At 73.3% G+C, this 23,756-nt stretch carries 18 protein-coding genes; 12 read left to right on the top strand and 6 right to left on the bottom strand.

Annotated features, from left to right (window positions below; translation table 11 throughout):
• Nucleotides 1-99: 99 nt before the first annotated feature.
• The 7 genes from HUT12_RS18055 (at nt 100) to HUT12_RS18025 (ending at nt 10,814) form a co-directional block, all read left to right on the top strand.
• The gene (locus HUT12_RS18055; RefSeq protein ID WP_176094131.1) at nt 100-867 is read left to right on the top strand and encodes a glycerophosphodiester phosphodiesterase; all 768 of its coding nucleotides are present in this window, start codon (nt 100-102) and stop codon (nt 865-867) included.
• A gap of 23 nt (nt 868-890) precedes the next feature.
• Nucleotides 891-2,288: an MFS transporter gene (locus HUT12_RS18050; RefSeq protein ID WP_176094130.1), complete on the top strand. Its 1,398-nt coding sequence runs from the start codon at nt 891-893 to the stop codon at nt 2,286-2,288.
• 109 nt (nt 2,289-2,397) lie between these two features.
• Complete coding sequence (locus tag HUT12_RS18045; protein ID WP_176095847.1) at nt 2,398-3,087, top strand: thymidine kinase; 690 nt, start codon at nt 2,398-2,400, stop codon at nt 3,085-3,087.
• Nucleotides 3,088-3,219: 132 nt separating this feature from the next.
• Nucleotides 3,220-6,417 (top strand): FtsX-like permease family protein, encoded by a 3,198-nt coding sequence (locus tag HUT12_RS18040; RefSeq protein WP_176094129.1) that lies wholly within the window; start codon nt 3,220-3,222, stop codon nt 6,415-6,417.
• The gene (locus HUT12_RS18035; protein WP_176094128.1) at nt 6,414-9,092 is read left to right on the top strand and encodes an ABC transporter permease; all 2,679 of its coding nucleotides are present in this window, start codon (nt 6,414-6,416) and stop codon (nt 9,090-9,092) included. The genes HUT12_RS18040 and HUT12_RS18035 overlap by 4 nt, the downstream gene beginning before the upstream one ends.
• A gap of 67 nt (nt 9,093-9,159) precedes the next feature.
• Nucleotides 9,160-10,128 carry an ABC transporter ATP-binding protein gene (locus HUT12_RS18030; RefSeq protein WP_131054178.1) on the top strand — a complete coding sequence of 323 codons (969 nt, stop codon included), beginning with the start codon at nt 9,160-9,162 and terminating at the stop codon, nt 10,126-10,128.
• The gene (locus HUT12_RS18025; RefSeq protein WP_176094127.1) at nt 10,125-10,814 is read left to right on the top strand and encodes an ABC transporter ATP-binding protein; all 690 of its coding nucleotides are present in this window, start codon (nt 10,125-10,127) and stop codon (nt 10,812-10,814) included. Before HUT12_RS18030 ends, HUT12_RS18025 begins: the two co-directional genes overlap by 4 nt.
• 2 nt (nt 10,815-10,816) lie before the next feature.
• On the opposite strand, the gene HUT12_RS18020 is transcribed toward HUT12_RS18025, so the two are convergent.
• From HUT12_RS18020 to HUT12_RS18010, 3 genes are all read right to left on the bottom strand, one after another.
• Entirely contained in the window at nt 10,817-11,272 is a 456-nt protein-coding gene (locus HUT12_RS18020) for a hypothetical protein (protein WP_176094126.1), read from the bottom strand.
• 58 nt (nt 11,273-11,330) lie between these two features.
• The gene (locus HUT12_RS18015) at nt 11,331-12,329 is read right to left on the bottom strand and encodes a tyrosine-type recombinase/integrase (protein ID WP_131054181.1); all 999 of its coding nucleotides are present in this window, start codon (nt 12,327-12,329) and stop codon (nt 11,331-11,333) included.
• Nucleotides 12,330-12,461: 132 nt separating this feature from the next.
• The gene (locus HUT12_RS18010) at nt 12,462-12,887 is read right to left on the bottom strand and encodes an Hsp20/alpha crystallin family protein (RefSeq protein ID WP_131054182.1); all 426 of its coding nucleotides are present in this window, start codon (nt 12,885-12,887) and stop codon (nt 12,462-12,464) included.
• Nucleotides 12,888-13,125: 238 nt separating this feature from the next.
• On the opposite strand from HUT12_RS18010, the gene HUT12_RS18005 reads away from it, so the two are divergent.
• The 3 genes from HUT12_RS18005 to rox all read left to right on the top strand — a co-directional run bounded on the left by HUT12_RS18005 (nt 13,126) and on the right by rox (nt 16,311).
• Nucleotides 13,126-13,908 carry an FkbM family methyltransferase gene (locus HUT12_RS18005; protein WP_176094125.1) on the top strand — a complete coding sequence of 261 codons (783 nt, stop codon included), beginning with the start codon at nt 13,126-13,128 and terminating at the stop codon, nt 13,906-13,908.
• A gap of 58 nt (nt 13,909-13,966) precedes the next feature.
• Nucleotides 13,967-14,434, top strand: a complete 468-nt coding sequence (locus HUT12_RS18000; protein ID WP_176094124.1) for an HNH endonuclease — start codon at nt 13,967-13,969, stop codon at nt 14,432-14,434.
• A 452-nt stretch (nt 14,435-14,886) separates the two neighbouring features.
• A complete protein-coding gene (gene rox / locus HUT12_RS17995; protein ID WP_176094123.1) occupies nt 14,887-16,311 on the top strand; it encodes a rifampin monooxygenase in 1,425 nt (474 codons plus the stop codon).
• A gap of 55 nt (nt 16,312-16,366) precedes the next feature.
• Here the strand turns inward: rox and HUT12_RS17990 are convergent, their stop codons facing one another.
• Entirely contained in the window at nt 16,367-16,831 is a 465-nt protein-coding gene (locus tag HUT12_RS17990; protein ID WP_176095846.1) for a DUF1992 domain-containing protein, read from the bottom strand.
• 109 nt (nt 16,832-16,940) lie between these two features.
• On the opposite strand from HUT12_RS17990, the gene HUT12_RS17985 reads away from it, so the two are divergent.
• Nucleotides 16,941-17,633: a class I SAM-dependent methyltransferase gene (locus tag HUT12_RS17985; protein WP_176094122.1), complete on the top strand. Its 693-nt coding sequence runs from the start codon at nt 16,941-16,943 to the stop codon at nt 17,631-17,633.
• Here the strand turns inward: HUT12_RS17985 and HUT12_RS17980 are convergent.
• Together HUT12_RS17980 and HUT12_RS17975 are read right to left on the bottom strand one after the other, a co-directional pair.
• On the bottom strand, nt 17,576-19,087 hold the full coding sequence (locus HUT12_RS17980; protein WP_176094121.1) for a DHA2 family efflux MFS transporter permease subunit: 1,512 nt from the start codon (nt 19,085-19,087) through the stop codon (nt 17,576-17,578). The genes HUT12_RS17985 and HUT12_RS17980 overlap by 58 nt on opposite strands.
• 148 nt (nt 19,088-19,235) lie before the next feature.
• Nucleotides 19,236-21,251, bottom strand: a complete 2,016-nt coding sequence (locus HUT12_RS17975) for a beta-galactosidase (RefSeq protein ID WP_176094120.1) — start codon at nt 21,249-21,251, stop codon at nt 19,236-19,238.
• A gap of 162 nt (nt 21,252-21,413) precedes the next feature.
• Between HUT12_RS17975 and HUT12_RS17970 the strand changes: the two genes are divergently transcribed.
• Nucleotides 21,414-23,756 (top strand): TIM-barrel domain-containing protein, encoded by a 2,343-nt coding sequence (locus HUT12_RS17970; protein WP_176094119.1) that lies wholly within the window; start codon nt 21,414-21,416, stop codon nt 23,754-23,756.

Genomic DNA, 23,756 nt, shown 5'->3' with positions numbered 1-23,756 from the left:
TTAGGATGATCGCTGTCCGGAATCCGGCACCGGCGACGGGCACCCGTCGGTCACCGGTCGGTCGTCCGCAGGCCACCGGCGGCGGGCATACTGCGCTGCGTGCCCTCCGGTCACCCGTACCTCGACGCCCCGACGCCGCTGGCCTTCGCGCACCGGGGCGGTGCCGGCGACGGCGACGAGAACACCACGGCCGCCTTCGCCCGCGCCGTCGAGCTGGGCTACCGGTACGTGGAGACCGACGTGCACGGCACCGCCGACGGCGTCGCGGTGGTGTTCCACGACCACACCCTCGAACGGCTCACCGGGCAGCGCGGCCGGCTCTCCGCGCTGCGCTGGGCCGACCTGGCCACGGTACGCGTCGGCGGGGCCGCCGCCGTGCCCCGCCTGGACGAGGTGCTCGACGCCTGGCCGCAGGTGCGCTTCAACATCGACGTGAAGTCCGACCTGGGCGTGGCGCCGACGGTGTCCACCGTGGCGCGGGCCGGCGCCGGTGACCGGGTGCTGCTGGCCTCGTTCAGCGACGCCCGGCTGACCCGGCTGCGCGCCCTCACCCACGGTCGGGTCGCCACCAGCCTCGGCGTACGCGGAGTGGCCCGGCTGCGCTGGTCCTCGCTGACCGGTCGGCCGCTGCGGCTACCGCCGTCGGTGGTGGCCGCCCAGGTGCCGGTGCGCTTCGGCCGGATCCCGGTGGTGGACCGCCGCCTGCTGCGCACCGCCCATCGACTCGGCGTGCAGGTGCACGTCTGGACGATCGACGAACCTGACGAGATGCACGAGTTACTTGATCTCGGTGTGGATGGCATCATGACCGACCACGTCGGCGTGCTGCGCGACGTCTACCGCAGCCGCGGCCACTGGGCCGCCTGAACACCCCGGGCAAAGGACCCCACATGGCCGAGACGGCGACTCCTGCCGCGCAGGACGACACCCCGCAACCCGCCAGTACGCGTCGCGAGCGCACCGGCTGGTACATCTACGACTGGGCCAACTCGGCCTTTCAGACCACCGTCATCACGGTGTTCCTCGGGCCGTTCCTGACCAGCGTGGCCAAGATGGCCGCCGGGTGCGAACTCGGCGCCGACGACTGCAGCGGGTACGTCTACCCGCTGGGCATCAAGGTGGCCGCCGGCTCGTACTACCCGTACCTGATCTCGCTGTCGGTGCTGCTGACCGTCTTCGTGCTGCCGGTGATCGGCGCGATCGCCGACCGGTCGCTGCACAAGAAGCGGCTGCTGGCCGCCACCGCGTTCACCGGCGCCGGCGCGACCATCGGGATGCTCTTCGTCACCGGCGACCGGTACCTCCTCGGCGGCGCCCTGTTCATGATCGCCAACATCAGCTTCGGTGCGGCGATCGTGGTCTACAACTCGTTCCTGCCGCAGTTGGGCGGGCCGGACGAACGCGACGGCATCTCCAGTCGCGGCTGGGCGCTGGGCTACCTCGGCGGTGGCCTGCTGCTGGCGTTCAACCTGGTCGCGGTGCAGTCGTTCGACAACGGCACCCCGGAACGCACCCTCGACCTGGCCCGCTGGTCCATCGTGTCGGCGGGCGTGTGGTGGGCGGTGTTCACCCTGGTGCCGCTGCGCTGGCTGCGCGAGCGTCCCACCGCCGCCGCGGTCGCCGCCGGTCCCGGCGGCAACGTGCTCACCGACGGCTTCCGGCAACTGGGCCGCACCCTGCGGGAGATCAAGGCGTACCCGCTGACGCTGTTCTTCCTGCTGGCGTTCCTGGTCTACAACGACGGCATCCAGACCGTCATCACCCTGGCCAGCCAGTACGGCACCGAGGAACTGCGGCTGGACCAGAGCACCCTGATCGTGACGATCCTGCTGGTGCAGTTCCTGGCGTTCGGGGGCGCGCTCGGCCTCGGCTGGCTGGCCGGGCGGATCGGCGCGTGGAAGACGATCCTGCTGAGCCTGGTGCTGTGGACCGCGGTGATCCTCGGCGCGTTCCGGCTGCCGGCCGAGGCACCGGTGCCGTTCATGGTGCTCGGCGCCGCCATCGGCCTGGTCCTCGGCGGCAGCCAGGCGCTGAGCCGATCGCTGTTCAGCCAGCTCATCCCCGCCGGCAAGGAGGGCGAGTACTACGGCTTCTACGAGATCAGCGACAAGGGCACCAGTTGGTTGGGGCCGCTCGCGTTCGGTCTGGTGTTCCAGCTCACCAACTCCTACCGGGTGGGCCTGGTCTCCTTGCTGATCTTCTTCGTGGTCGGGTTCCTGCTGCTGCTGGCGGTGCCGATCCGGCGGGCGATCGTGGCCGCCGGCAACACGCCGCCACGGGTGCTGTGAGGCACACCGGCGGGCCGTCGGTGGACCGGTGGGCGCCGTCGATCGGCTAGGCTGCCGGTCCGTGACGAGCGCCGGAGACCCCGTACCCACCTGCCTGGCCCGCCCCCGGATGGCCGGTCCGGGCGATCCGTCGGCCGGGTGCGTGGCCGCCCGTGGCGTCGACGGGCGGCCGGCACACGCCGCCGCGCTGCGCTTCTACTGGGGTCCGATGGACTGCGGCAAGTCCACGATGGCGTTGCAGATGAACTACAACCACTCCCGGCAGGGCCGCCGGGGACTGGTCACCACCCGCATCGACCGTTCCCTGGGCCCGCAGGTCACCACCCGCATCGGGCTGGCGCACGAGGCGATCGAGGTCACCGATGCGCTCGACCTGCGCGCCCTGGTCCGCGACGCCTGGGCCGACGGGGTACGGGTGGACTACCTGATCTGCGACGAGGCCAGCTTCTACTCCGTCGAGCACGTCGAGCAGATGGCCGACCTGGTCGACAGCTACGACGTCGACGTGTACGCCTTCGGACTGGCCACCGACTTCCGGTCCTGCCTCTTCCCGGCCGCCCGACGGCTGTTCGAACTGGCCGACTCGGTGGCCCGGATCCAGGTCGAGGTGCTCTGCTGGTGCGGCCGGGAGGGTCTGCTCAACGCCCGGGTCGCGGGCGGGCGGATCGTCCGCGAGGGCGAGCAGGTGGTGATCGGCGACACCGTCGACGACGCCGACGTGCGATACCAGGTGCTGTGCCGCCGCCACCACCGCAACGGCGACCTCGGTCCACGCGCCACCGCCTGCGCCGACTCCTGAACCGCCGCCGAGGCGTCGGATAACGAAACGATCACTGCTGCGAACCTTTTCCGGGGGCCTGCCGCTTCTGGTGCGTGACGAGAAGCGCACACGGGCCGCACCGGCCCGCGTACCGGCGGGGGTGCAGGACGGATGAGGTTCGCGTGGCGGCGTGCCCGGGGCACGAGGGGCCTGCTGCTCGCCGCGGCCGGAGCGGCACTGGTGGCGACCCTCGCCCTGACCGGCCTGGCCGCCTACAACCGGGACGTGGTCGACTCGGGCACCCGCAACGTGCTCGCCGAGGCCACCGCGGCGGAACGGTCGCTGCTGGTCCGGGCCTCCGCCGGCCGCACCGCCGACGCGCTGCGCGACCGCGACGCCGCACTGCGCGCCCAGGTCGACACCGACCTGGGCGGGTTGCCCGCGCAGGTCACCGCCGCCGGGTACGCGGCCGGACGGCAGTTGCGCGGCGACACCGGGAACGCCGTCGCCGACCGCACCGGCACCACGTACGCGTCGGTGATGTTCCTCGACGACCTGCCCGCGCACGCCCGGCTGGCCGCCGGGACCTGGCCGCAGGCCGGAGCGGACCCGGTGCAGACCGCCCTCGCCGAGGCGGCGGCCCGCACCCTCCGGGTCGACGTCGGTGACCGCGTCCCGATCACCGACGGGCTCACCGGACAGATCACCGAGGTGACCGTCACCGGGCTGTTCACGCCGCTGGACCCGGACGCCGCGTACTGGCGGCTGGCACCCGAGACTGCCACCGGCGCGTTGCCGCAGTCGGCCACGTACGGGCCGATGACGGTGGCGCGCGAGGACTTCGTCACCCACTTCCTGCCCAACGCCTCCGCCGGCTGGCTGGTCGAACCCGACCTGACCGCGGTCGGCCCCGCCGCCCTGGACCAGGTGGCCGAGGCCGCCGGCCGGATCACCACCAGCACTCCGGCCGAGGCCGGACTGGGCGAGTCGGCGATGGCCACCAGCGACCTCGCCACCCTGGTACGCCGGCTGCAACAGGCCACCCTCGTCGGCCGGTCGGCGTTGGTCACCCCGATGCTGCTGGTGGTGGTACTCGGCGGGTACGCGTTGCTGCTCGTCGCCGTGCTGCTCACCGAGCACCGCCGGGGCGAGACCGCGCTGCTGCGGGCCCGGGGTGCCGCCCGGCGGCAACTGGCCGGGCTGACCGCCCGGGAGGCCACCCTGGTCGTGCTGCCGGCTGCGGTGCTCGCGCCGCTGCTCGCCGGGCAGGTGCTCGGGCTCGCCGGCCGCCTGCCGTGGCTCAGCGCGGTGTCGCTGCGGCCGGACGTCGTGCCCGGCGCGACGGTGTGGTTGGTCGCCGGGGCGGCAGCGGCCGGCTGCGCGCTGGCGATGATCGGGCCGAGCCTGCGCCGGGGCGACAGCTACGTCGCCGACCTGGCCAGCCGGTCCCGGCCCCGCCGTCGCGGCATGGTGCAGCGGGCCGGCCTGGACGTGCTGCTGGTCGGGCTGGCCCTGCTCGCCTGGTATCAGCTCAGCCGCTACTCCTCACCGTTGTCCCGGTCCCGGGGCGGTGACCTGGGGGTGGATCCGCTGCTGGCCGCCGCACCCACGCTCGGGGTCCTGGCCGGCGCGGTGCTGGCGCTGCGTCTGCTGCCGCCGCTGGTCCGGCTCGCCGAACGGTGGGTGGACCGCAAACCGTGGACCGCCGTCATGCTCGGCACCTGGCAGGCCGGGCGACGGCCGCACGCCGGCCCGGTGCTGCTGCTGGCCCTCGCCGTCGCGGTCGGCACCCTCGCCTGGTCCCTGGCCGGCACCTCCCGCCGGTCGCTGGACGACCAGGCAGCGCACCTGGTCGGCGCCGATCTGCGCCTCACCGAGGTCAACGGCGCAGCCGCCGCCGAGCGGGCCGACCGACTCGCCGGGCTGCCGGGCGTGCAGGTGCCGCTGCCGGCCTGGCGCGACACGGTACGACTCGGGCCGGCCGCCGCCCCGGCCACCATGCTGGCGGTCGACGCCGACGCCGCCGGCCCGGTGGTGCGGCTGCGGGCCGACCTGGCCGGCGGCTCCACCGCCGACCTGCTCGACACGCTCACCGCCGGCCGGGTCGAGGCTCCCGGCACGGTGCTGCCGGCGGGCACCCGGCGGTTGACCGGCCAGGTGAGCACCCGGATCGCCGACACCGAGACGAACTCCCCGGTGCGCCACCACGTGGTGCTGCTCGACCCGCACGGCACGCACCGCAGGCTGGCACTGGGCTCCGGCGACCGGGACGGCACGCCGCTGCGGTTCGCCGTCGACCTGCCGACCGGTCCCGGCCCGTGGCGGTTGGCCGGTTTCGCCACGGAGACCCTCGGGGCGCCACGGATGAGCCTCGACTGGCGGCTGTCCGACCTGCGGGCCAGCCCGGACGGATCCCCCGGCACCCCGGTCGTGCTGACCGGGGACGGCGCCTGGCACCTGGTCGACCGGACTGGTGCCGCCACCGGGTCGACCGCCTCCGACGCCGGACTGACCGCCCGTTACGCGCGGGACGTGCCGGGCGGCTGGTTCGCCCGCAGTACGCCGGTGCAACTGGCCGTGGCACGCACCGCCGCCCCGACCCGGGTGCCGGTGGTGGCCACCACGGCGGCCCTCGACGCGTTGCGCCTGGACGTGGGTGCGCAGACCCGGCTGTTCCTGGGCGGGGCCGAGGTGGACGTGGTGGTCGTCGACGCCGTGGCGGCGCTGCCCGGTGACACCGAGGCCGCCGCGTTGCTGGTGGACCTGCCCTCACTGGGTGCCCGGCTCTTCCACGACCACGGTCTCGTCCGGTCACCGCAGGAGTGGTGGCTGGCGGTAAGGCCCGGTGCGACGGAGAGCGTGGCCGAGGCCGCCGTCGCGCTCGGCGGCCTGACCGTGCTGGCCCGCGAGGACGTCGCCGCCGAGTTGGCCCGCGACCCGTTCGGGGTGGGCGCGCGAGGTGCCCTCTTCGCCGCCGCGCTGGCCGCGGTGCTGCTGGCCGCCGTGGGCGTGGCCGTGGACGTCAGCGCCACCGCGCGGCGGCGGGCCACCGAACTGGCGGTGCTGCACACCCTCGGCGCCGGTCAGCGCCTGGTGGCCCGCTCCCTGCTGGCCGAGCAGGCCTTCCTTGCCGGGATGGGGGTGCTGGTCGGCCTGCTGGTGGGCGTCGGGGTGGCCGCGACCATGGCACCCCTGGTCATCCTGACCCCGTCCGCCGAACGCCCCCATCCACCACCGCTGCTGAGCGTCGACTGGCCACCGGTGCTCGCCACCGGCGTGGGCCTGCTCGCCCTGGCACTGGCGTTCAGCGCCGCCGTCTCCACCGGCATGCGCCGTCGCCTGACCGTCACGGACGGAGCGACCCGATGACGGGCCGGATCAGGGTGTACGCGGGCCAGGTGGCGCTGCTGGCGCTGTTGGGCCTGGTCGCGGCGATGCTGGTGACCGCCGCGCCGCGCCTCGCCGACGGGTACGCCGACCGGGGGCTGCGCGCCGACGTCGCGCACCTGCCGCACCTGGTCCGTGACATCTCCTTCGGCGTGGCGCGTCCCGCACCGGCCGCCGCCGGGCAGGCCGAGCTGGACCGGTACGCCGCCGCGCTGCCGCAGCCACTGCCCGGCCTGGTGGACCGCCGGTGGTACGCGTCCTCGATCGACCCGGAGCACCTGCTCGCGTACGGCGACGCACCACCCATGGACGGCGGGGCGCGGAAGCTGTTCGGGGTACGCGCCCAGACCGGCGTCGAGGAGGCGGTCGAGGTGACCGCCGGGCGGTGGCCGCGTACGCAGGCGGGCGGCCCGGCGGAGTTGGCGGTGTCGGTGGAGGTGGCCGAGACGCTGTCCCTGCGGCCCGGCACCGACCTGCGGTTCGGGGGCGGGAACCGGCAGGCCCGGGTACGCGTCGTCGGGGTGTTCACGCCGCGCGACGCCGCCGACCCGGTCTGGGACGACCTGCGGCAGGCACTGAGCCCGACCGTGCCACTGCTCGACGGCGACCCGTACGTGGTGGCGGGTGTGACCGACTGGGCCGGGATGGACGTGGTCTCGGCCGGTGCCGGGGTGCCGGCGGTGAGCGGCTGGCGGTACCGGCTCGACGAACGGCGGTTGGACACCGGGGTGCTCGACGCGGTCACCGCGGCGGTGGCCGAGACCCGCCGCTCCGAGACGGTCCCGGGCGCGCTGGTGCAGACCTCGCTGGACACCGCGCTGGTGCGCTTCGCCGACGCGCTGCGGTCGGTGCGGGCGTTGCTGGCCGTCGTGCAGACCGGGCTGCTCGCCAGCCTGCTCGGGCTGATCGTGCTGGCGGCCCGGCTCGCGGTCCGGCGCCGACGGGCGGAACTCACGCTGCTGCGGGCGCGGGGTGCCTCGCTGGCCACGATCGGTCGCCGGCTGCTCGCCGAGGCGGTGCCGGTGCAGCCGCTCGCGGTGCTGCTGGGTGCCCTGGCCGGGGCGGCGGTGCCGGGCCGCTCGACCGGGGTGCCCTGGCTGGTGCCGGTGCTGGCGGTACTCACCACCGTCGTGGTGCCGGTGCTGGCGGTGCTCGCGTACCGGCGGGTCGGTGTGGTCGCCGGCCGCGCGGACGTGGTGGCGCAGCGCCCGAGCGCACGCCGGCTCACGCTGGAGGCGGGCGTGCTGGTGCTCGCCGGTCTCGGCGTGGTGCTGCTGCGCCGTCGGGGCCTGGACGTGGCCGGCGGCGTCGACGCGTACCTCAGTGCGGTGCCGGTGCTGGTCGCGGTCGCCGCCGCGCTGGTGGCGATCCGGTTGCTGCCGTGGCCGCTGCGGTTGGTCGGCCGCTTCGCCACGCGGTCCCGGGGCGCGATGCTGTTCCTCGGCGTGGCCCGCGCCGGTCGGGGTGCGCCGGTGGCGTGGGGGCCGTTGGCGGTGCTGATCGTCGCGGTCAGCACCGGCGTCTTCGGCGGCGTGGTGACGACCACGGTGGCCGACGCCCGGGACCGGGCGGCGACCCTGAGCATCCCGGCCGACGCCTGGTTGACGGGCTACACCTTCGCCCCGGACGCCGCCGACGAGATCGGGACGGTGCCCGGGGTGCAGGCGGCGGCCCGGGTCTGGGTGGAGTCGAACCGGCGGCTGCTCTCCGAGAGCGGCCCGGGGGCACGTCAGCTCGGTCAGGCCCGGGTGCTGGTGGTGGACGCCCCGGCGTTCGCCGAGGTCGTGGCGCGCAGCGGGGTGGACGTCGACGTGCCGGCCGCGTTGCGCGACGCGGCCCGTGGGGACGGGCCGGTGCCGGCGGTGGTCTCGCCCCGGGTGGCGGCGGAGATCGGCGACGGCGCGGTGGCCGACGTGCAGAGCCGGTGGTACGCCTTCCAGGTCGCCGGCATCGCCGACGCCTTCCCCGGCGTGGGGCTCGGCGTCGAGCGGTTCGTGGTGCTGCCGTGGCAGGCGCTGCCCGAGTACGAGTACACCCCGATCGTGCCCAACCGGTACCTGCTCGCCACCGACGGCGTGGACGAGGCGCGGTTGCTGGCGGTGGCCGACGAGACGCAGCGGCGGCGGCAGTCCGACGTGCTCGGCAGGGAGGTCACGCGGACCCAGGTGCCGGCGGCCCTCCAGACCCGGCAGGCGTACCGGGAGGGGTTGGAGCGTACCGGGGCCAACGAGGTGTTGACCCTGGCGTTCACCGTGGGTGCGGCCGGTGGCACCGCGCTGGCGGTCCTGGCCGTCGGGTTCGCGGTGGTCGCCGACGCCGCCGGTCGGGGGCGGACGCTGTCGCGGCTGCGCACCCTGGGACTGTCGGCGGCGGGCGGTCGGCGGCTTCTCGTGTACGAGCTGGTGCCGCTGGTGGTGGTCGCGGCGTCGACCGGCGCGGCGGTGGGGGTCGCCCTGCCCCGGCTGCTCGGTCCGACCCTGGGGCTGGCCGCGTTCGCCCCCGGGGTCCCGATCCGCGACCATCTGGATCCGCTGGTCGTGGGCGGGGTGCTGGTGCTGGTGGTGCTCGGCCTGCTGGCCGGTCTGGTGGTGGAGAACCTGGTGAACCGGCGGATGCGCCTCGGTGAGGTGCTGCGCCTGGGAGAGGAGAACCCGTGAGCGAGCGTCAGCGAGCGGATCGTGGACCGGTGTCCCACGCCGGCGCGCGGCGGAGCGGAGAGCCGGCATGACCGTGGTGGAGCCGGGGCCGGATCTGGCGACGTTGCAGCGTCGGGCGGCGGAGCGTGCCGCCGCCCGCGCCGGTGGCGCGGACCGGCTGCGCGGGCACATCGTCTGCGACGGCCTGGTGCGGATCTTCACCAGTGAGGGCGTGGAGGTCGTCGCGTTGCAGGGGCTCGACCTGGTCGTGGACCGGGGCGAGCTGGTGGCGATCGTGGGTGCCTCCGGGTCCGGCAAGTCCACCGTGCTCAACATCCTGTCCGGGCTGGACACCCCGACCGCCGGGATCGCCCGGGTGGCCGGCTACGACCTGTTGACCATGTCGGCCCGCAGGCGGCTGCGGTACCGGCGGCACACGGTCGGGTTCGTGTGGCAGCAGACCGGCCGCAACCTGCTGCCGTACCTGTCGGCGCGGGAGAACGTGGAACTGCCGATGCGGTTGGCCGGTCGGGGTGGCCGGGCCGGTCGGCGCCGCGCGACGGAGCTGCTGGACATGGTCGGCGTCGGCTCCTGCGCGGACCGTCGGCCGGGGCAGATGAGCGGCGGTGAGCAGCAGCGGTGCGCGGTCGCGGTGGCGGTCGCCAACGACCCGGAGGTCCTCTTCGCCGACGAGCCGACCGGTGAGCTGGACGAGGCGACGGCGGCGGAGGTGTTCGGGGCGCTGCGCACCATCAACGCCGAGTTGGGCGTGACGGTGGTGGTGGTCACCCACGACCCGCAGGTCGCCACGCAGGTCCGTCGGACCGTCTCGATCCGCGACGGGCGGACCGCCTCGGAGGTGCACCGCACCGCGCGGGTCGGCGTCGACGGTGTGGAGGAACTGGTCACCGAGGAGTACGCGGTGCTGGACCGGGCCGGGCGGATGCAGCTGCCCGCCGGGTTCGTCGACGCGTTGGCGCTGAAGGACCGGGTGAAGCTGACCCTGGAGCCGGACCACGTGCAGGTCCGCGCGGGCGACGGGAGGGACGCGACGTGAGCGAGGACCTGGTACGCGTCGAGGGGTTGTGCCGCGACTACGGCAGCGGCGACCGGATGGTCCACGCGGTACGGGACGTGTCGTTGCGGGCCGGTCGCGGTGAGCTGGTCGCGGTGCGGGGCCGCTCGGGTGCCGGCAAGACCACGCTGCTGAACCTGATCGGCGGCCTGGACCGGCCCACGTCGGGACGGGTGTGGGTGGCCGGTCGCGAGGTGACCGCCGCCGGTGAGCAGGAACTGCTGCGGCTGCGCCGGGACACCGTCGGGTTCGTCTTCCAGTCCTTCGGGCTGATCCCGATCCTCTCCGCCGCCGAGAACGTCGGGGTGCCGATGCGGTTGGCGAAGACCCCGGCCGCGCAACGCGAGGAACGGGTGTCGGTGCTGCTGGAACTGGTCGGGCTGGGCGGGCAGGCCACGCAACGCCCGTACGAGATGTCCGGTGGACAGCAGCAGCGGGTGGCGATCGCCCGCGCGTTGGCCAACGACCCCGAGCTGCTGATCGCCGACGAACCCACCGGCCAGTTGGACTCGGAGACCGGCCGGGCGGTGATGGACCTGCTGCGGGCGCTGGTGCACGCGCGGGGAATGACCGCGCTGGTGGCCACGCACGATCCGACGCTGGTGGAGATGGCCGACCGGGTGCTGGTGCTGCGCGACGGTCGGCTGGTCGAGCCGGCGGGGGTATGAGATCAGTACGGGTCGCCGCAGACCCGCCACCCGTCCTCCCGCACCACCGACAGTTCACGTTGCTCGGTGGCGCCGCTCTCGCGGGTCAGCCGGACAGTGACGGTGCCGTGCGGTTTGCCCCGGTCGGTGGCGACCGACACGTCGACGATCTCGTAGTCGCGCACGGTCGGCGGGGTGCGGACCCAACTGGTGAAGCCCAGCTCGCTCCACCTGCTGCGCGAGTCGGCGCAGAGCCGCTCGTACGCGCTGTCGGTGTCGCCCGTGGTCACCTCCCGCAGGAACCCCTCGGCGGTCTCCCGCACCGGGCCGGCGGCCTGGGTGACCACCTGCACGTTCCAGGCGCCGAGACCGGCGACACCGATGCAGCACAGCGCCACACCGGCGCCGGCGAAGACGAGTCCGACCCGGACCGGGTGGCGTCGCCGGGCCGGCCTGCTCCACGGCTGCGCCTCGCCCACACCATCCGACCGTAGAGAATCGGGCGCGTCGGCGGGCGGAAAGCCGTCCGGTGCCGCGTCAGGTCCGGCGGCGGGCCCGGGCGGCCCAGATGGCGTACGCGGGATCGCGGTCGAGGTTGTGCCGGTCGCGGTCGTAGCGTCGGGTGGTACGCGGGTCGGCGTGCCCCATCGCGTCCTGCACGTCCTCCAGCGGTACGCCCTCGGCGCGGGCGGTGGTGGCGAACGCGTGCCGCAGCGAGTGCGGCGACAGGCGGGCCCACGCCGGGATGCCCGCGTCCCGGGCGAGCCGCCGGATCAGCCGGAACACCGAGTGCCGGTCGAGTCGGGCGCCGCTGGCGGTGACCAGCAGTGCCCCGGTGAGCTGGTGTGCCGCCACGCCCTGCTCGGCGGCGCGCTGGGTCAGGTAGGCGTCCACGGCGTAGGCGGTGGAGGGGGTGAGGGCCCGGCGGCGGGACTTGCCGCCCTTGCCGGTGAAGCGCACGCTGCGGTGTCCGCGTTCGGTGCCGAGGTCGGCGACGTCCAGGGAGACCAGTTCCCCCACCCGCAGACCGAGGTCGGCCAGGAGGGTGACGGCGGCGCGGTTGCGGGCGGCGGTCGGCCCGGTGTCGGTCTCGACGGCGGCGAGCAGCGCGTCCACCTCGTCGGGGGCCAGGCCCACCGTGCTCGAATGGTCGCGGTCGATGCGGGGCCGGTCGGCGTCGGACACCGGGTTGGCGTGCACCGCCTGGAGCTTGACCAGGAAGTCGTACCAGCTGGACATCGCGGACAGCTTGCGGGCCACGGTCGCCGGGGTCAGCGGCTTGCCGGTCCGCGCGGCCAGGGTGCTCTCCAGCGTTCGCGCGTACTCGTTGACGTGCAGAAAGTTCGCCCGCAGCGGGTCCAGGTGGCGGGCGTCGCACCAGCTCAACCAGCCGGCGACGTCCCGCCGGTACGCGTCACGGGTGTGTTCACTCAACCGCCGGTTACGCAGCCACGCGTCGGTGACGGCCATCGGCCCCCCGGGCAGGGCGGGATGGGCCGGCGGGCGGTACAACACCGGGGTCTCGGTCGAACGCATGCGAAAAATGTTCTCAGTCGTGTTTCAGGATGACGAACAGGCGCGCCGACGCGTCATGATCGCACACCGCCGGACCGTACGGCCGCCGCACGCGGCCGGGCGGGAACACCTCCCGCCCGGCCGTCACGGGTGTCAGGCGTTGATCTGCCGTCGGCCGGTGCCGGTCGCGCTGACGGTGACCTTGCGCGGCTTGGCCCGCTCGGCCACCGGGATCCGCAACGTCAACACGCCGTTCTCGTACCCGGCCTCCAGCTTGTCCGTGTCGAGCGTGTCGCCGAGGAAGAGCTGCCGGCTGAACACGCCCATCGGGCGCTCGGCGGCGACGAGTTCGACGGTGTCACCGGCGGGCCGGCGACGCTCGGCCCGGACGGTCAGGACGTTGCGCTGGACGGTGCAGTCGATGCTGTCCGGGTCCACTCCCGGCAGGTCGAAGGCGGCGTAGAAGTGGTCGCCGTCGCGGTAGGCGTCCATGTGCATGACCGCCGGGCGGCTGGTGGTGCCGAAGAACTGCTCGGCGAGCCGGTCGATCTCACGGAACGGGTCGGTGCGCATCAGCATCTCGTGCCTCCTCGGGTCCTCTGCGCCGAAGGTTCGGAAGTAGTTGAGCCTTGGCGACTCAACTTTCTGTCTTCTTATTTAGCGCGCCGGGCGCGCGTCGTCAACTCCCGTGCGGTGGTCGTCGAAGGCGGCCAGCAGGCGACGACCGACGTGTCCTCTCGGCGCCCGCGTTCACGCCGGGTGACGGGCGTCATCGAGCCGAGCCACCTCGGCGGAGCGCGCGGGTTAGGGTGCTGCGATGGGTACACACACCGCTGCGGTCGAGGCGCTCAAGGCCGACCCGGCGACCGCCGGGCTACGCCGGTCGCTGGAGGTCTACTACGGCGACCCCGGGCGGGACGCGGCGATGGACGCCTTCTACGCCCGCTTCGTCCGACCCGGCGACCTGGTCTTCGACATCGGCTCCCACGTCGGCGACCACATCGGCAGCTTCCGCCGCCTCGGCGCCCGGGTCGTCGCGGTCGAACCGCAGCCGCTGTGCCTGCGGGCGCTGCGCACCATCTACGCCGACGACGACCAGGTCACCCTGGTCGAGGCGGCCTGCGGGGCACAACCGGGACGGATCGGTTTCCTGGTCAACTCCGCCAACCCCACCGTCTCCACCGCCTCCACCGACTTCGTCAGTGCGGCGGCCGGGGCCGGCGGCTGGGAGGGGCAGGTCTGGGACGGTCAGATCGAGGTCCCGGTCACCACCGTGGACGCCCTCATCGCCGAACACGGCACGCCAGCCTTTGCCAAGATCGATGTGGAGGGCTTCGAGGACGCCGTGCTGGCCGGGCTGAGCGGCACGCTGCCCGCGCTGTCGTTCGAGTTCACCACGATCGAACGCGAGGTGGCGCTGCGCTGCCTGGACCGGTTGACCGCGCTCGGTTTCGGCGGCTTCGACGTGGCGCTCGGCGACCACAAGGAGCTGACCCTCGGCCGCTGGGCCACCGCCGAGGAGATGGCGGCGTACCTGACCGAGTTGCCGCACGAGGCCAACTCCGGCGACATCTACTGCCTGCCGTCGCCGTCCCGCTGACACCCCGGCCCACGGATCGCCGGTCCCCCGCTGGTGACCGCCGCCGTACCCTGACCGGGTGCTGTCCCAGATCACCGGCCTGTCCCGACACTTCACCGAGGACACGCTGCGGGCGTACCTGCTGAGCCGTTCGACCCGCACCGACAGCGGATGCCTCGTCGTCCGTGGCTACGGCACCCGGCGGGGCGTACACCAGAAGTTGGCGGGCCGGGCCTGGGCACACATTGCGGCCTACGTGGTCTTCGTCGGGGACTACGACCCGGCGCTGGAGATCCACCACGACTGTGCAGTGCCGGACTGCATCGAGCCGACGCACCTGCGCCAACTCCGCCACGCGGACACCTGCCGAGAACGCCGCCAGGCCCCGCTGTGCCGCAACGGGCACGAGCGGGAGATCGAGCCGGCGACCGGCCGCTACCGACGCGTCTGCCGGACCTGCAACCGCGAGGCGCAGAAGCGTTGGCGCGAGCGCCAGGCCGCCGAGGTCGCCGCAGCCCGCGCGACGTACCAGCCGACGCCCTCCTGACGCCCCGAGAGTCCTGACCAGGCGGCACAGTACGTGGACTACACCAGCGTAAGTCCTTACGCACCTTAACAGTCATTATGATGCGTCGCCTCTTTGCCCGATTTGTGGCGATTAATTATTGGATTGCTGTTACTGGTTATCCATTAATTACTCGCCACCCTCTCCGGGTTCGGTGGGACAGCTCCCGAGCGGAGAGGTGTGCGGGTCGAGGAGAACACCCGACGGCCGTGCAAAGACGGCAGGCGTCTGTCGAGTGGCGTGGGCCGGGGTGTGTCGCGCGATGGCGCAGAGTGCCGGCGTGTGAGGCGGCGGGCCGGTGGGAGCGCGAAGCGCAAGGGCATCCCGTGCCGCCACCTTCACCGTACAGCTCACCCCGGGGCTTGCGGCAAGACCCCGGCCGGGGCGCACAATCGGGCGCCGAAGCCAGGAGCTGCGGAAACAAGGGGAATGTCATGGTCGACGTGATCGTCGCCGGGGCCGGACCGACCGGCCTGATGCTGGCCGCCGAACTACGACTGCACGGCGTGCGCGTACTCGTGGTGGAGAAGGAACCCGAGCCGCCCGCCTTCGTACGCGCACTCGGCCTGCACGTCCGCAGCATCGAGGTGCTGGACCAGCGGGGCCTGCTGGAACGCTTCCTCGCGTACGGCCGGCGGCGCCCGCTCACAGGGTTCTTCGCCGGCCTCGACACGCCCGCACCCGTACGGCTGGACACCGCACATCCCTACGTTCTCGGCATCCCGCAGCCCGTCACCGACCGGTTGCTGGCCGAACGCGCCACGGAACTCGGTGCCGAGATCCGGCGCGGCGGCGAACTGGTCGGGCTGAGCCAGGACGAGCAGGGTGTCACCGTCGAACTGGCCGACGGCACCCGACTGCGCTCGCGCTACCTGGTCGGCTGCGACGGTGGACGCAGCAGCGTCCGCAGACTGCTCGGTGTGGACTTCCCCGGTGAACCGAGCCGGGTCGACACGCTGCTGGGCGAGATGCGGGTGACCACACCGACGGAGACGCTGGCCGCTGTCGTGGCCGACGTACGCAGGACCCAGAAGCGGTTCGGTGTCGGCCCGGTCGGGGACGGCATGTGCCGCGTCGTCGTACCCGCCGAGAAGGTGGCCGAAGATCGGGCCGTCCCGCCGACCCTCGACGACTTCCGGCGTCAACTGCGCAAGTACGCCGGCACCGACTTCGGCGTGCACTCGCCCCGCTGGATGTCGCGCTTCGGCGACGCCACCCGGCTGGTCACGCGGTACCGGACCGGGCGGGTGCTGCTGGCCGGCGACGCCGCGCACATCCACCCGCCCGTCGGCGGGCAGGGCCTCAACCTCGGCATCCAGGACGCCGTCAACCTCGGTTGGAAGCTGGCCGCAGAGGTGGGTGGCTGGGCGCCGGAAGGGCTGTTGGACAGTTACCACACGGAACGGCACCCGGTGGCCGCCGACGTCCTCGACAGCACCCGCGCGCAGATGGAGCTGCTCTCCACCGAGCCGGGTCCGCTCGCGGTGCGACGGCTGCTGTCGCACCTGATGGAGTTCGAGGAGGTCAATCGGTACCTGATCGAGAAGATCACCGCGATCTCGATCCGGTACGACGTCGGTGCGGGCCACGAACTGCTCGGCCGCCGGATGCGGGACGTACGCCTGGGCCGGGGGCGTCTCTACGAGCTGACGCGCACCGGACGCGGACTCCTGCTCGACCAGACCGGCCGGCTCTCGGTCGACGGTTGGGCGGACCGCGTCGACCATGTCGTCGACGTGAGCGAGGAACTGGACGTGCCGGCCGTGCTGCTGCGGCCGGACGGCCACGTGGTGTGGGTCGGTGCCGAGCGGCAGAGTCTGCGGGACCACCTGCCCCGGTGGTTCGGGTCGGCGCGGTGACAGCCTGCCGCGCGGAGGCCCTCGACACCGTCGAGCAGGATCGCCACGGGACGGATCAGGCGGCGCGGCGTCGGCGGAACGGGAACCAGGACCACCGGGGTGCGGACGGCGGGGCGGCCAGGGGGACCGCTGGGTCGGCGGCGGCGCGACGCGCGGCCCGCCACGTCGACACCACGGTGTCGGCGTCGACCGGGCGCACCACGACGCGAGGGCCGGACGGGTTGCGCAGCCAGGCCATCACCTCGGCGTTCAGGTCGGCGACGCAGGAGCGTACGGCCTGCTCGGTGGGGAGGTCGCGGACCTCGTCGGGCAGGCGCTCGATGCGGCGGCGCAGCAGCAGCGGGGTGGGTAGCAGCAGGTCGGTGGGGAGCTTCTCGCGTTCCATGAAGCTCTTGATCCACCAGGACTCGTCGTAGGGCATCCCCCGGCCCGGGATCGGGCGGCCCGCGCCGGGCAGGTCGTCGAACTCCCCGCGTTCCTGCGCCGAGCGGATCTGCGCCTCGACCGACGCCTCCCACATCCTGTCCACGCGTTCCACCTCCCCGTTCCCCCAGGGTACCGGGGCGGTGGAAGCGTTCTTCCTGCTCGACGACTTGCGTCCCGCGTCACCACCTCGGCAAGCTTCCCGGATGCCCGCAGCCCACGCGTACCACGACCAGGCCGGTGACGTCTTCGCGGCGCACGCCGCTGACAGTCCGCACAATGCCTACACGGACCGGCCGGCCATGCTCACGCTCGCCGGTGACGTGGCCGGTCTGCGGGTCCTGGACGCCGGCTGTGGTGGCGGCCACTACGCGGCCGAGTTTGTCGCCCGGGGAGCCGAGGTGGTGGCGGTCGACGGCAGCGCCACGCTGGTCGAGCACGCCCGGGCCGTGCTCGGCGATCGCGCCGACGTCCGCCAGCACGACTTGGACTCCCCGCTGGAATTCGCGGCCGACGCGTCGTTCGACGGGGCCGTCTGCGCGCTGGTCCTGCACCACCTGACCGACCGCGTCCGGTTCCTCGGCGAGGTGCGGCGAGTGCTGCGGCCGGGCGGTTGGTTCCTGCTGTCGACGACACATCCGGCGTCGGACTGGCGGTACTACGGCGGATCGTACTTCGACGAGAGCTGGGTCGAGTTCCCGATGGCGGACGGGATCACCATGCGCTTGCAGCGGATGACCCTTGAGTCCCTGATAACCGAGGTGCTCGACGCGGGGTTCGTGCTGGAGCGGCTGGTCGAGCCGAGGGCGGTCGAGACGCTGCGCACCACCGACCCGGAGCGCTACGCGCGACTGACCGAGCGCCCGAGCTTCGTGGCCCTGCGGCTGCGCCGCCCCTGACGACGCTCACCGCGACTCGTACGCAGGCCCACGACTGCCGCCAGTGCGCTCAGCACCATGAGGACTGCGGCGACGGCGTAGCTACTGCCGACCGCTCCGGCAAGCTGGGGTTCGAGCTCGGCACGGGCGGACAGGTCGAGGGCGAGCATCGCCGCGAGCCCACCGGTGTCGGTGGTGGCCAGTTCGGGCACCCGGGCGGACACCACCACGGTGAGGGTGGTGGCCACGAGGGCGACACCGACCGCGCTGGCCATCTGCTGGACAAGCGCGAGCAGCGTCGTACCGCGTGGGGTGTCCTCGTGTTCCAGGTCGCGTACGGCCACGGTCATGGTCGGCATCAGGGTGGCGCCGGATCCGACGCCGAGAACGGCCGCCGCGGCGGCGATCATCGGGTACGACGCGCCGCTCGTCGTCGTGATCAGGAGTGCGATGCTGCCGAGCAGGCCCAACGTGACGCCGGTGAACACGATGCGTGCCGGTCGCACTCGGTCGACCAGTCGGGTGGCGATCTGCAGGGTCACTCCGACGGCGAGAGCCATCGGGATGGTGATGGTGCCGGCCAGGGCGGCGGGGTCGCCACGGACACCTTGGACGTAGATCGGCAGGATCGACATCGCTCCGAAGTAGGCGGCACCGAAACACACCAGCACCGCCAGGCCGGCGGCGAGGGGGCGGTGTCGCAGCAGCCGCAGGTCCACCAGCGGGGCATCCGTCCGCAGGGCGCGGACGACGAACGCGGCCAGGAGCGACATCCCCGCGCCGAGCGCGGCGGCTACCTCGATGGTCATCTCGCCGGTCTCTCCGATGAGGGTGCACCCCAGCACGAGCAGCACGGCGCCGCCGGACACCTGCGCCAGGCCGGTCCAGTCCATCCGCGCGGGCGGGGCCGGGTCGGCGGGTTGGGGTGGCAGCAGCCGCGTGCACAGCAGCACGGCGGCGGCGCCGATCGGCACGTTGAGAAGGAAGATCCAGCGCCAGGAGGCGGCGTCGACGAGCCAGCCGGCAAGTGGTGGGCCGAGGACGGGACCGATGACGACGGGCAGGCCCAGCAGGCTCATCAATCGACCGCGGAATTCGCGGGGCACGGCGCGCAGGCCGATGGCCGTACCCACGGGGTTGAGCAGGCCGCCGCCGAGCCCTTGCAGGATCCGGAACACGGTGAGCGACCCGGCGTCCCAGGCCAGGCCGGCCAGAGCCGAGGAGACGGTGAAGATCGCCAGCGCGGTCACGTACACGCGGCGGGCACCGTAGCGGTTCGCCGCCCAGCCGGCGAGCGGTGTCACCGCGACGACGCCGAGCAGGTAGCCGCTGGTGACCCACTGCACCGCAGGCAGGGTCGAATCGAGGTCCGCGACGATCGCGGGGACCGCCACCAGAGTGACGGTGGTGTCGACGGTGACCATCAGCCCACCGAGGGCGAGCACCAGGCCGATGACACGTGCGCGACGATCCATGTCGGCCATGCTCGACCTTCAACCTCAGGTGAAGTCAAGCCTCCGGGTGAGCACCGCAGTACGCCCAGATCCAGCAGGTTTGAGACCGCCTCGCCCACGGCGAAGTGTGTTACCGCTTCGGGCTGGACGCCACGCTTGCTGGGACCGATCAGGTCGTAGTCTCCGCCTGGGCAGTTCCGGTCAGCTCCTCGCGCAGCACGGCCACCCCGCCGGGGGACAGAGTCACCGCCTCGTCGACCTCGGCGTCGGTGAGCAGGTCCCGGCCGCAGGCCGGTACGCGCTGCGCGCGGTCGGTGTGGTTGAGCAGGAACAGCCAGCTCACCCCGTCACCGAGGCGACGGACCGCCTCGACCCCGGCGGGTGCGCCCGGACAGACCGGGGTGACACCGGCGGCGCGGGCGGCGGTGTCCAGCAACCGGCGGTAGGTGGCGTCGTCGGGGCGGGTGGAGACGTACCAGGCGGTGCCGGCGCCGTGCCGGTGCCGCGTGATCGCCGGTGACCCGTCGAGCACCCCGCCGACGTACGCGGTGATGGTCTCCGCGCCGGTCAGATGGACCGTCTCGGCCCAGATCCGGCCGGTGCCGCCGTCGCCGAGTCGGACGTGGTCGCCGTCGGCGAGCGGGTGGAACTCCTCCACCCGTACGCCGAGCACGTCGCGCAGGGCGCCCGGGTAACCGCCGAGCCGGACCCGGGCGTACCCGTCGGCGGTGCCGCTGAGGTACGTGGCCAGCAGGTGACCGCCGTGGTGGACGTACTCGCCGATCCACTCGGCGGTGGTGTCGTCGGTGAGGTAGAGCGCGGGCAGGACGAGCAGCCTGTACCCGTCGAGGGGGTCGCCGGGGGCGACCGTGTCGCAGCCGTGGCCGGTGTGCCACAGGGCCCGGTGGGCGGCGGCGAGTTCCTGCTGGTGGTCGAGTCGGGTCGAGGGCATGCCCGGGTGGCGTAGCGCCCAGCCACTCGGGGCGTCGACGGCCAGCGCCACGGACGCCTCGACCCGGCCGCGTACCTCGGTGAGCCGTTCCAGCGCCGCGCCGAGCTCGACCGCCTCGCGGAACGCCCGGCTGTCCGGGCCGGCGTGCGGCACCAGGGCGGAGTGGAAGCGTTCGGCGCCACCGGCGGGTGCCCGCCACTGGAAGAACATCGCGCCGTGCGAGCCGCGGGCCACGTGCGCCAGGCTGTGGCGCAGCATCCGTCCCGGCTCCTTGGTGTGTGACCGGCCGGTGGTGTGGATCTGCTGGGCGGCGCTCTCCATCAGCAACCAGGTCGGGTCGGCGGTGGTGTGCCGGGCCCAGCCCCGGGCCAGGTCGCCGACGAGCGCGGTCTGTTCCTCGGCGCCGCCGTCGACGGCCGACGGGTAGTGGTCGACGGCGACCAGGTCCACCTCGCGGGCCCAGCGGGCGTGGTCGACCGGCACCCAGTCGCCGAGTACGTAGTTGGTGGTGACCGGGGTCTGCGGTGCGGCGAGGCGCAGCAGGTCCCGCTGTTCGGCGTACGCGGCGAGCAGCGTGTCGGACCAGAAGCGGCGGAAGTCCAGGAGTTGGCCGGGGTTGCCGAGGTACTGGGTGGCGCGGGGGGTGCTGATCTGCGCCCAGTCGGAGTAGTGCTGGCTCCAGAAGCTGGTGACCCAGGCGTCGTTGAGGGCGGCCAGGTCGCCGTAGCGTCCGGCCAGCCACCGTCGGAAGGCGCGGGCGGTGTGCTCGCAGTGGCAGGTGGTGCCGTACTCGTTGTGCACCCGCCACAGCGCCACGGCCGAGTGGTGGGCGTACCGGTCGGCGAGGGCGGCGGTGATGCGGCGGGCGGCGGAGCGGTAGGCGGGGGCGGCGGCGCAGTAGGTGTCGCGGCTGCCGTGGTGCAGGCGGACGCCGTCGGCGGTGACCGGCAGTGCGCCCGGGTGGGCGAGGGAGAACCAGGGTGGCGGGGAGGCGGTGGGGGTGGCCAGGGCGACCCGGATGCCGCCGTCGTGCAGCAGGTCGAGGACCTGGTCGAGCCAGTCGAAGGTGTACCGGCCGGGGGCCGGTTCGAGGCGGGACCAGGCGAACACGCCGACGGTGACCAGGGTGATCCCGGCCCGACGCATCAGCGCGACGTCCTCGGCCCAGACCTCCGCCGGCCACTGCTCCGGGTTGTAGTCACCGCCGTAGCAGAGCCGACCGTCGTGCCACATCGTCCACCATCCGTCGGATTAGTTGATGATCTGTCCAAACTATGGAGGCGGTTTGCCCATGTCAACGGCGCCGATAGTTTCGGCATCGATGATCCTCGTTGACAGTTCGTTGGGTAATTAAAGAAACTATCCGCACCGCCGTACCGTCGCTGAGGAGAGCCGATGCCGTACCGACCGCCGTTGGTGCCGTACGAGACGTTCGTGGCCGACCCACCCGACCTGCCCGCCCGCTCCCCCGGTGAGGGTGGGACCGCGGTGGTGGGCCGGGCCGAGTTCGTCGGCGGCGACACGTCCGGGGCCACCTTCAAGGCGGCGCTGACCGACGGGGTGACGGCGGTGGTCCGGGTGGAGGCGGCCGGTGACGGCGTGATCCGGGTCCGGCTCGCTGAGGACCCCCAGGCCCGGACCCGCTCCGCGCGCGCGGTGACGCTGGTCCGCCCGGAGGTGCGGCCGGCCACCGTGACCGGCGACGACCGGTGGGTACGCGTCGACGCCGGGGCGGTGGTCGCCGAGATCAGCCTCGACCCGTGGCGGATCCGGTTCCTGCGCCCCGACGGCACCGTCCTGCTGGAACAGGACCCCGGCACGGTCGACATCAGCGGCCGGCGGCGCACCCTGCCCTTCGGCCGCTCCACCGTCGACGGGGTCCGCGTCGCCTGGCACGAGAGCTTCGTCGCGCCCGGTGACGAACGGTTCGTCGGCTTCGGGGAGAAGTTCACCCCGCTGGACAAGCGCGGCCAGCGGGCGTTGATGTGGAACTTCGACGCCTTCGGCAGCGAGTCCGACCGGTCGCACAAGAACGTGCCGTTCTATCTGTCCAACCGGGGCTACGGGCTGCTGGTCGACAGCGGCCTGCCGGTGCAGTTCGACGTCTGCCAGTCCACCCACAGCACGGTCCAGATCCTGGTCCCCGACGACCTGCTGGACTACTACGTGCTGGCCGGACCGACCCCCGCCGAGGTGCTGGACCGGTTCGACCGGCTCACCGGTCGGCCGTACCTGCCGCCCCGCTGGGCGTTCGGCGCCTGGATCTCCTCCGGCTTCTATCCGGACAGGCAGGACCAGGTGCTGGAACGGGCCCGTCGCATCCGCGAGCGCGACATCCCCTGCGACGTGCTGCACCTGGACTGCTACTGGCAGGTCGCCGGGAACTGGTCGGACCTGCGGTGGGACGCCGAGGCGTTCCCCGACCCGGCCGGGATGCTGCGGACCCTCGGCGAGCAGGGCTTCCAGGTCTGCCTCTGGATGAACCCGTACCTGATGACCGGCAGCCCGCTCTACGCCGAGGCGGACCGGGCCGGCTACTTCCTGCGCCGCCCCGACGGCAGCACGTACGTCGCCGACGTGTGGCACGGCAGCTACCCGGTCAGCGCCATCGTGGACCTGACCAACCCGGCCGCCGTCGACTGGTTCACCGGCCTGCTGCGGCCACTGCTGGAACAGGGCGTGGCCGTGTTCAAGACGGACTTCGCCGAGGGGGTGCCGGCCGACGCGGTGGCCCACAACGGGATGACCGGCGTCGAACTGCACAACGTCTACAGCCTGCTCTTCAACGACGTGGTCGCCCAGGTCACCCAGGAGGTGGCCGGTCACCGGGCGGTGTGGGCGCGCTCGTCGTACCTGGGCGGGCAGCGGCACAGCGCACAGTGGAGCGGCGACGTCAACGCCACCTGGCCGGCGCTGGCCAGCACGCTGCGCGGCGGGTTGTCGCACGGCCTGTCCGGGGTGCCGTTCTGGAGCCACGACACCGGCGGTTTCCACGGCACCCCGGAACCCGACCTGTACGTCCGCTGGTCGCAGTTCGGGGCGTTGTCGCCGCTGCTGCGGCTGCACGGCACCACCAGCCGGCTGCCCTGGGACTTCCCCGCCGAGACCGAACGACACGCGGTCGCCGCGCTGCGGCTGCGGTACCGGCTCATGCCGTACCTGTGGTCGGCGGCGGTGCAGGCGGCCCGTACCGGCGCGCCGATGATGCGTGCCCTGCTGGTCGACACCCCGCAGGACCCGACGGCCTGGACCACCGACCTGCAGTACCGCCTCGGCACCGACCTGCTGGTGGCGCCGGTGCTGGACCCGACCGGGCAGCGGGACGTCTATCTCCCCGTCGGGGACGACTGGATCGACGCGGCCACCGGCGAGCGGCACCCGGGCGGGCGGCACCTGCGGGTCACCGTGCCGCTGTCGCGCACCCCGCTGTACGTGCGTCACGGCACGCTGTTGCCGCTGGTCGCGCCGCACCCGACCGTCGGTGACCGGCCCTTCCGCGACGTCACGCTGGTCAGCTGGGGTGCCGTCGAGGGGCGCACGGTGGTGCACGACGTCGACGGCGACACCGTCATCGAGGCGTTCCGCGACGGCGACGAGTTGCGGATCAGGACGCGAGGGCCACTGCTGGTGGGGCAGTTGGCCTTCGCCGGGGTCGGCGAGTCCGACCTGCCGGCCCGGCCACTGCTCAACGGTGCGGCGGTGACCGTCGTGCCCTTCGCGGGTCTGTTCCCCGCGTAG

This window comes from Verrucosispora sp. NA02020 (assembly GCF_013364215.1).
In the GTDB taxonomy this organism is placed as follows: Bacteria; Actinomycetota; Actinomycetes; order Mycobacteriales; family Micromonosporaceae; genus Micromonospora.
This window is presented reverse-complemented; position numbering and strand designations above follow the sequence as displayed.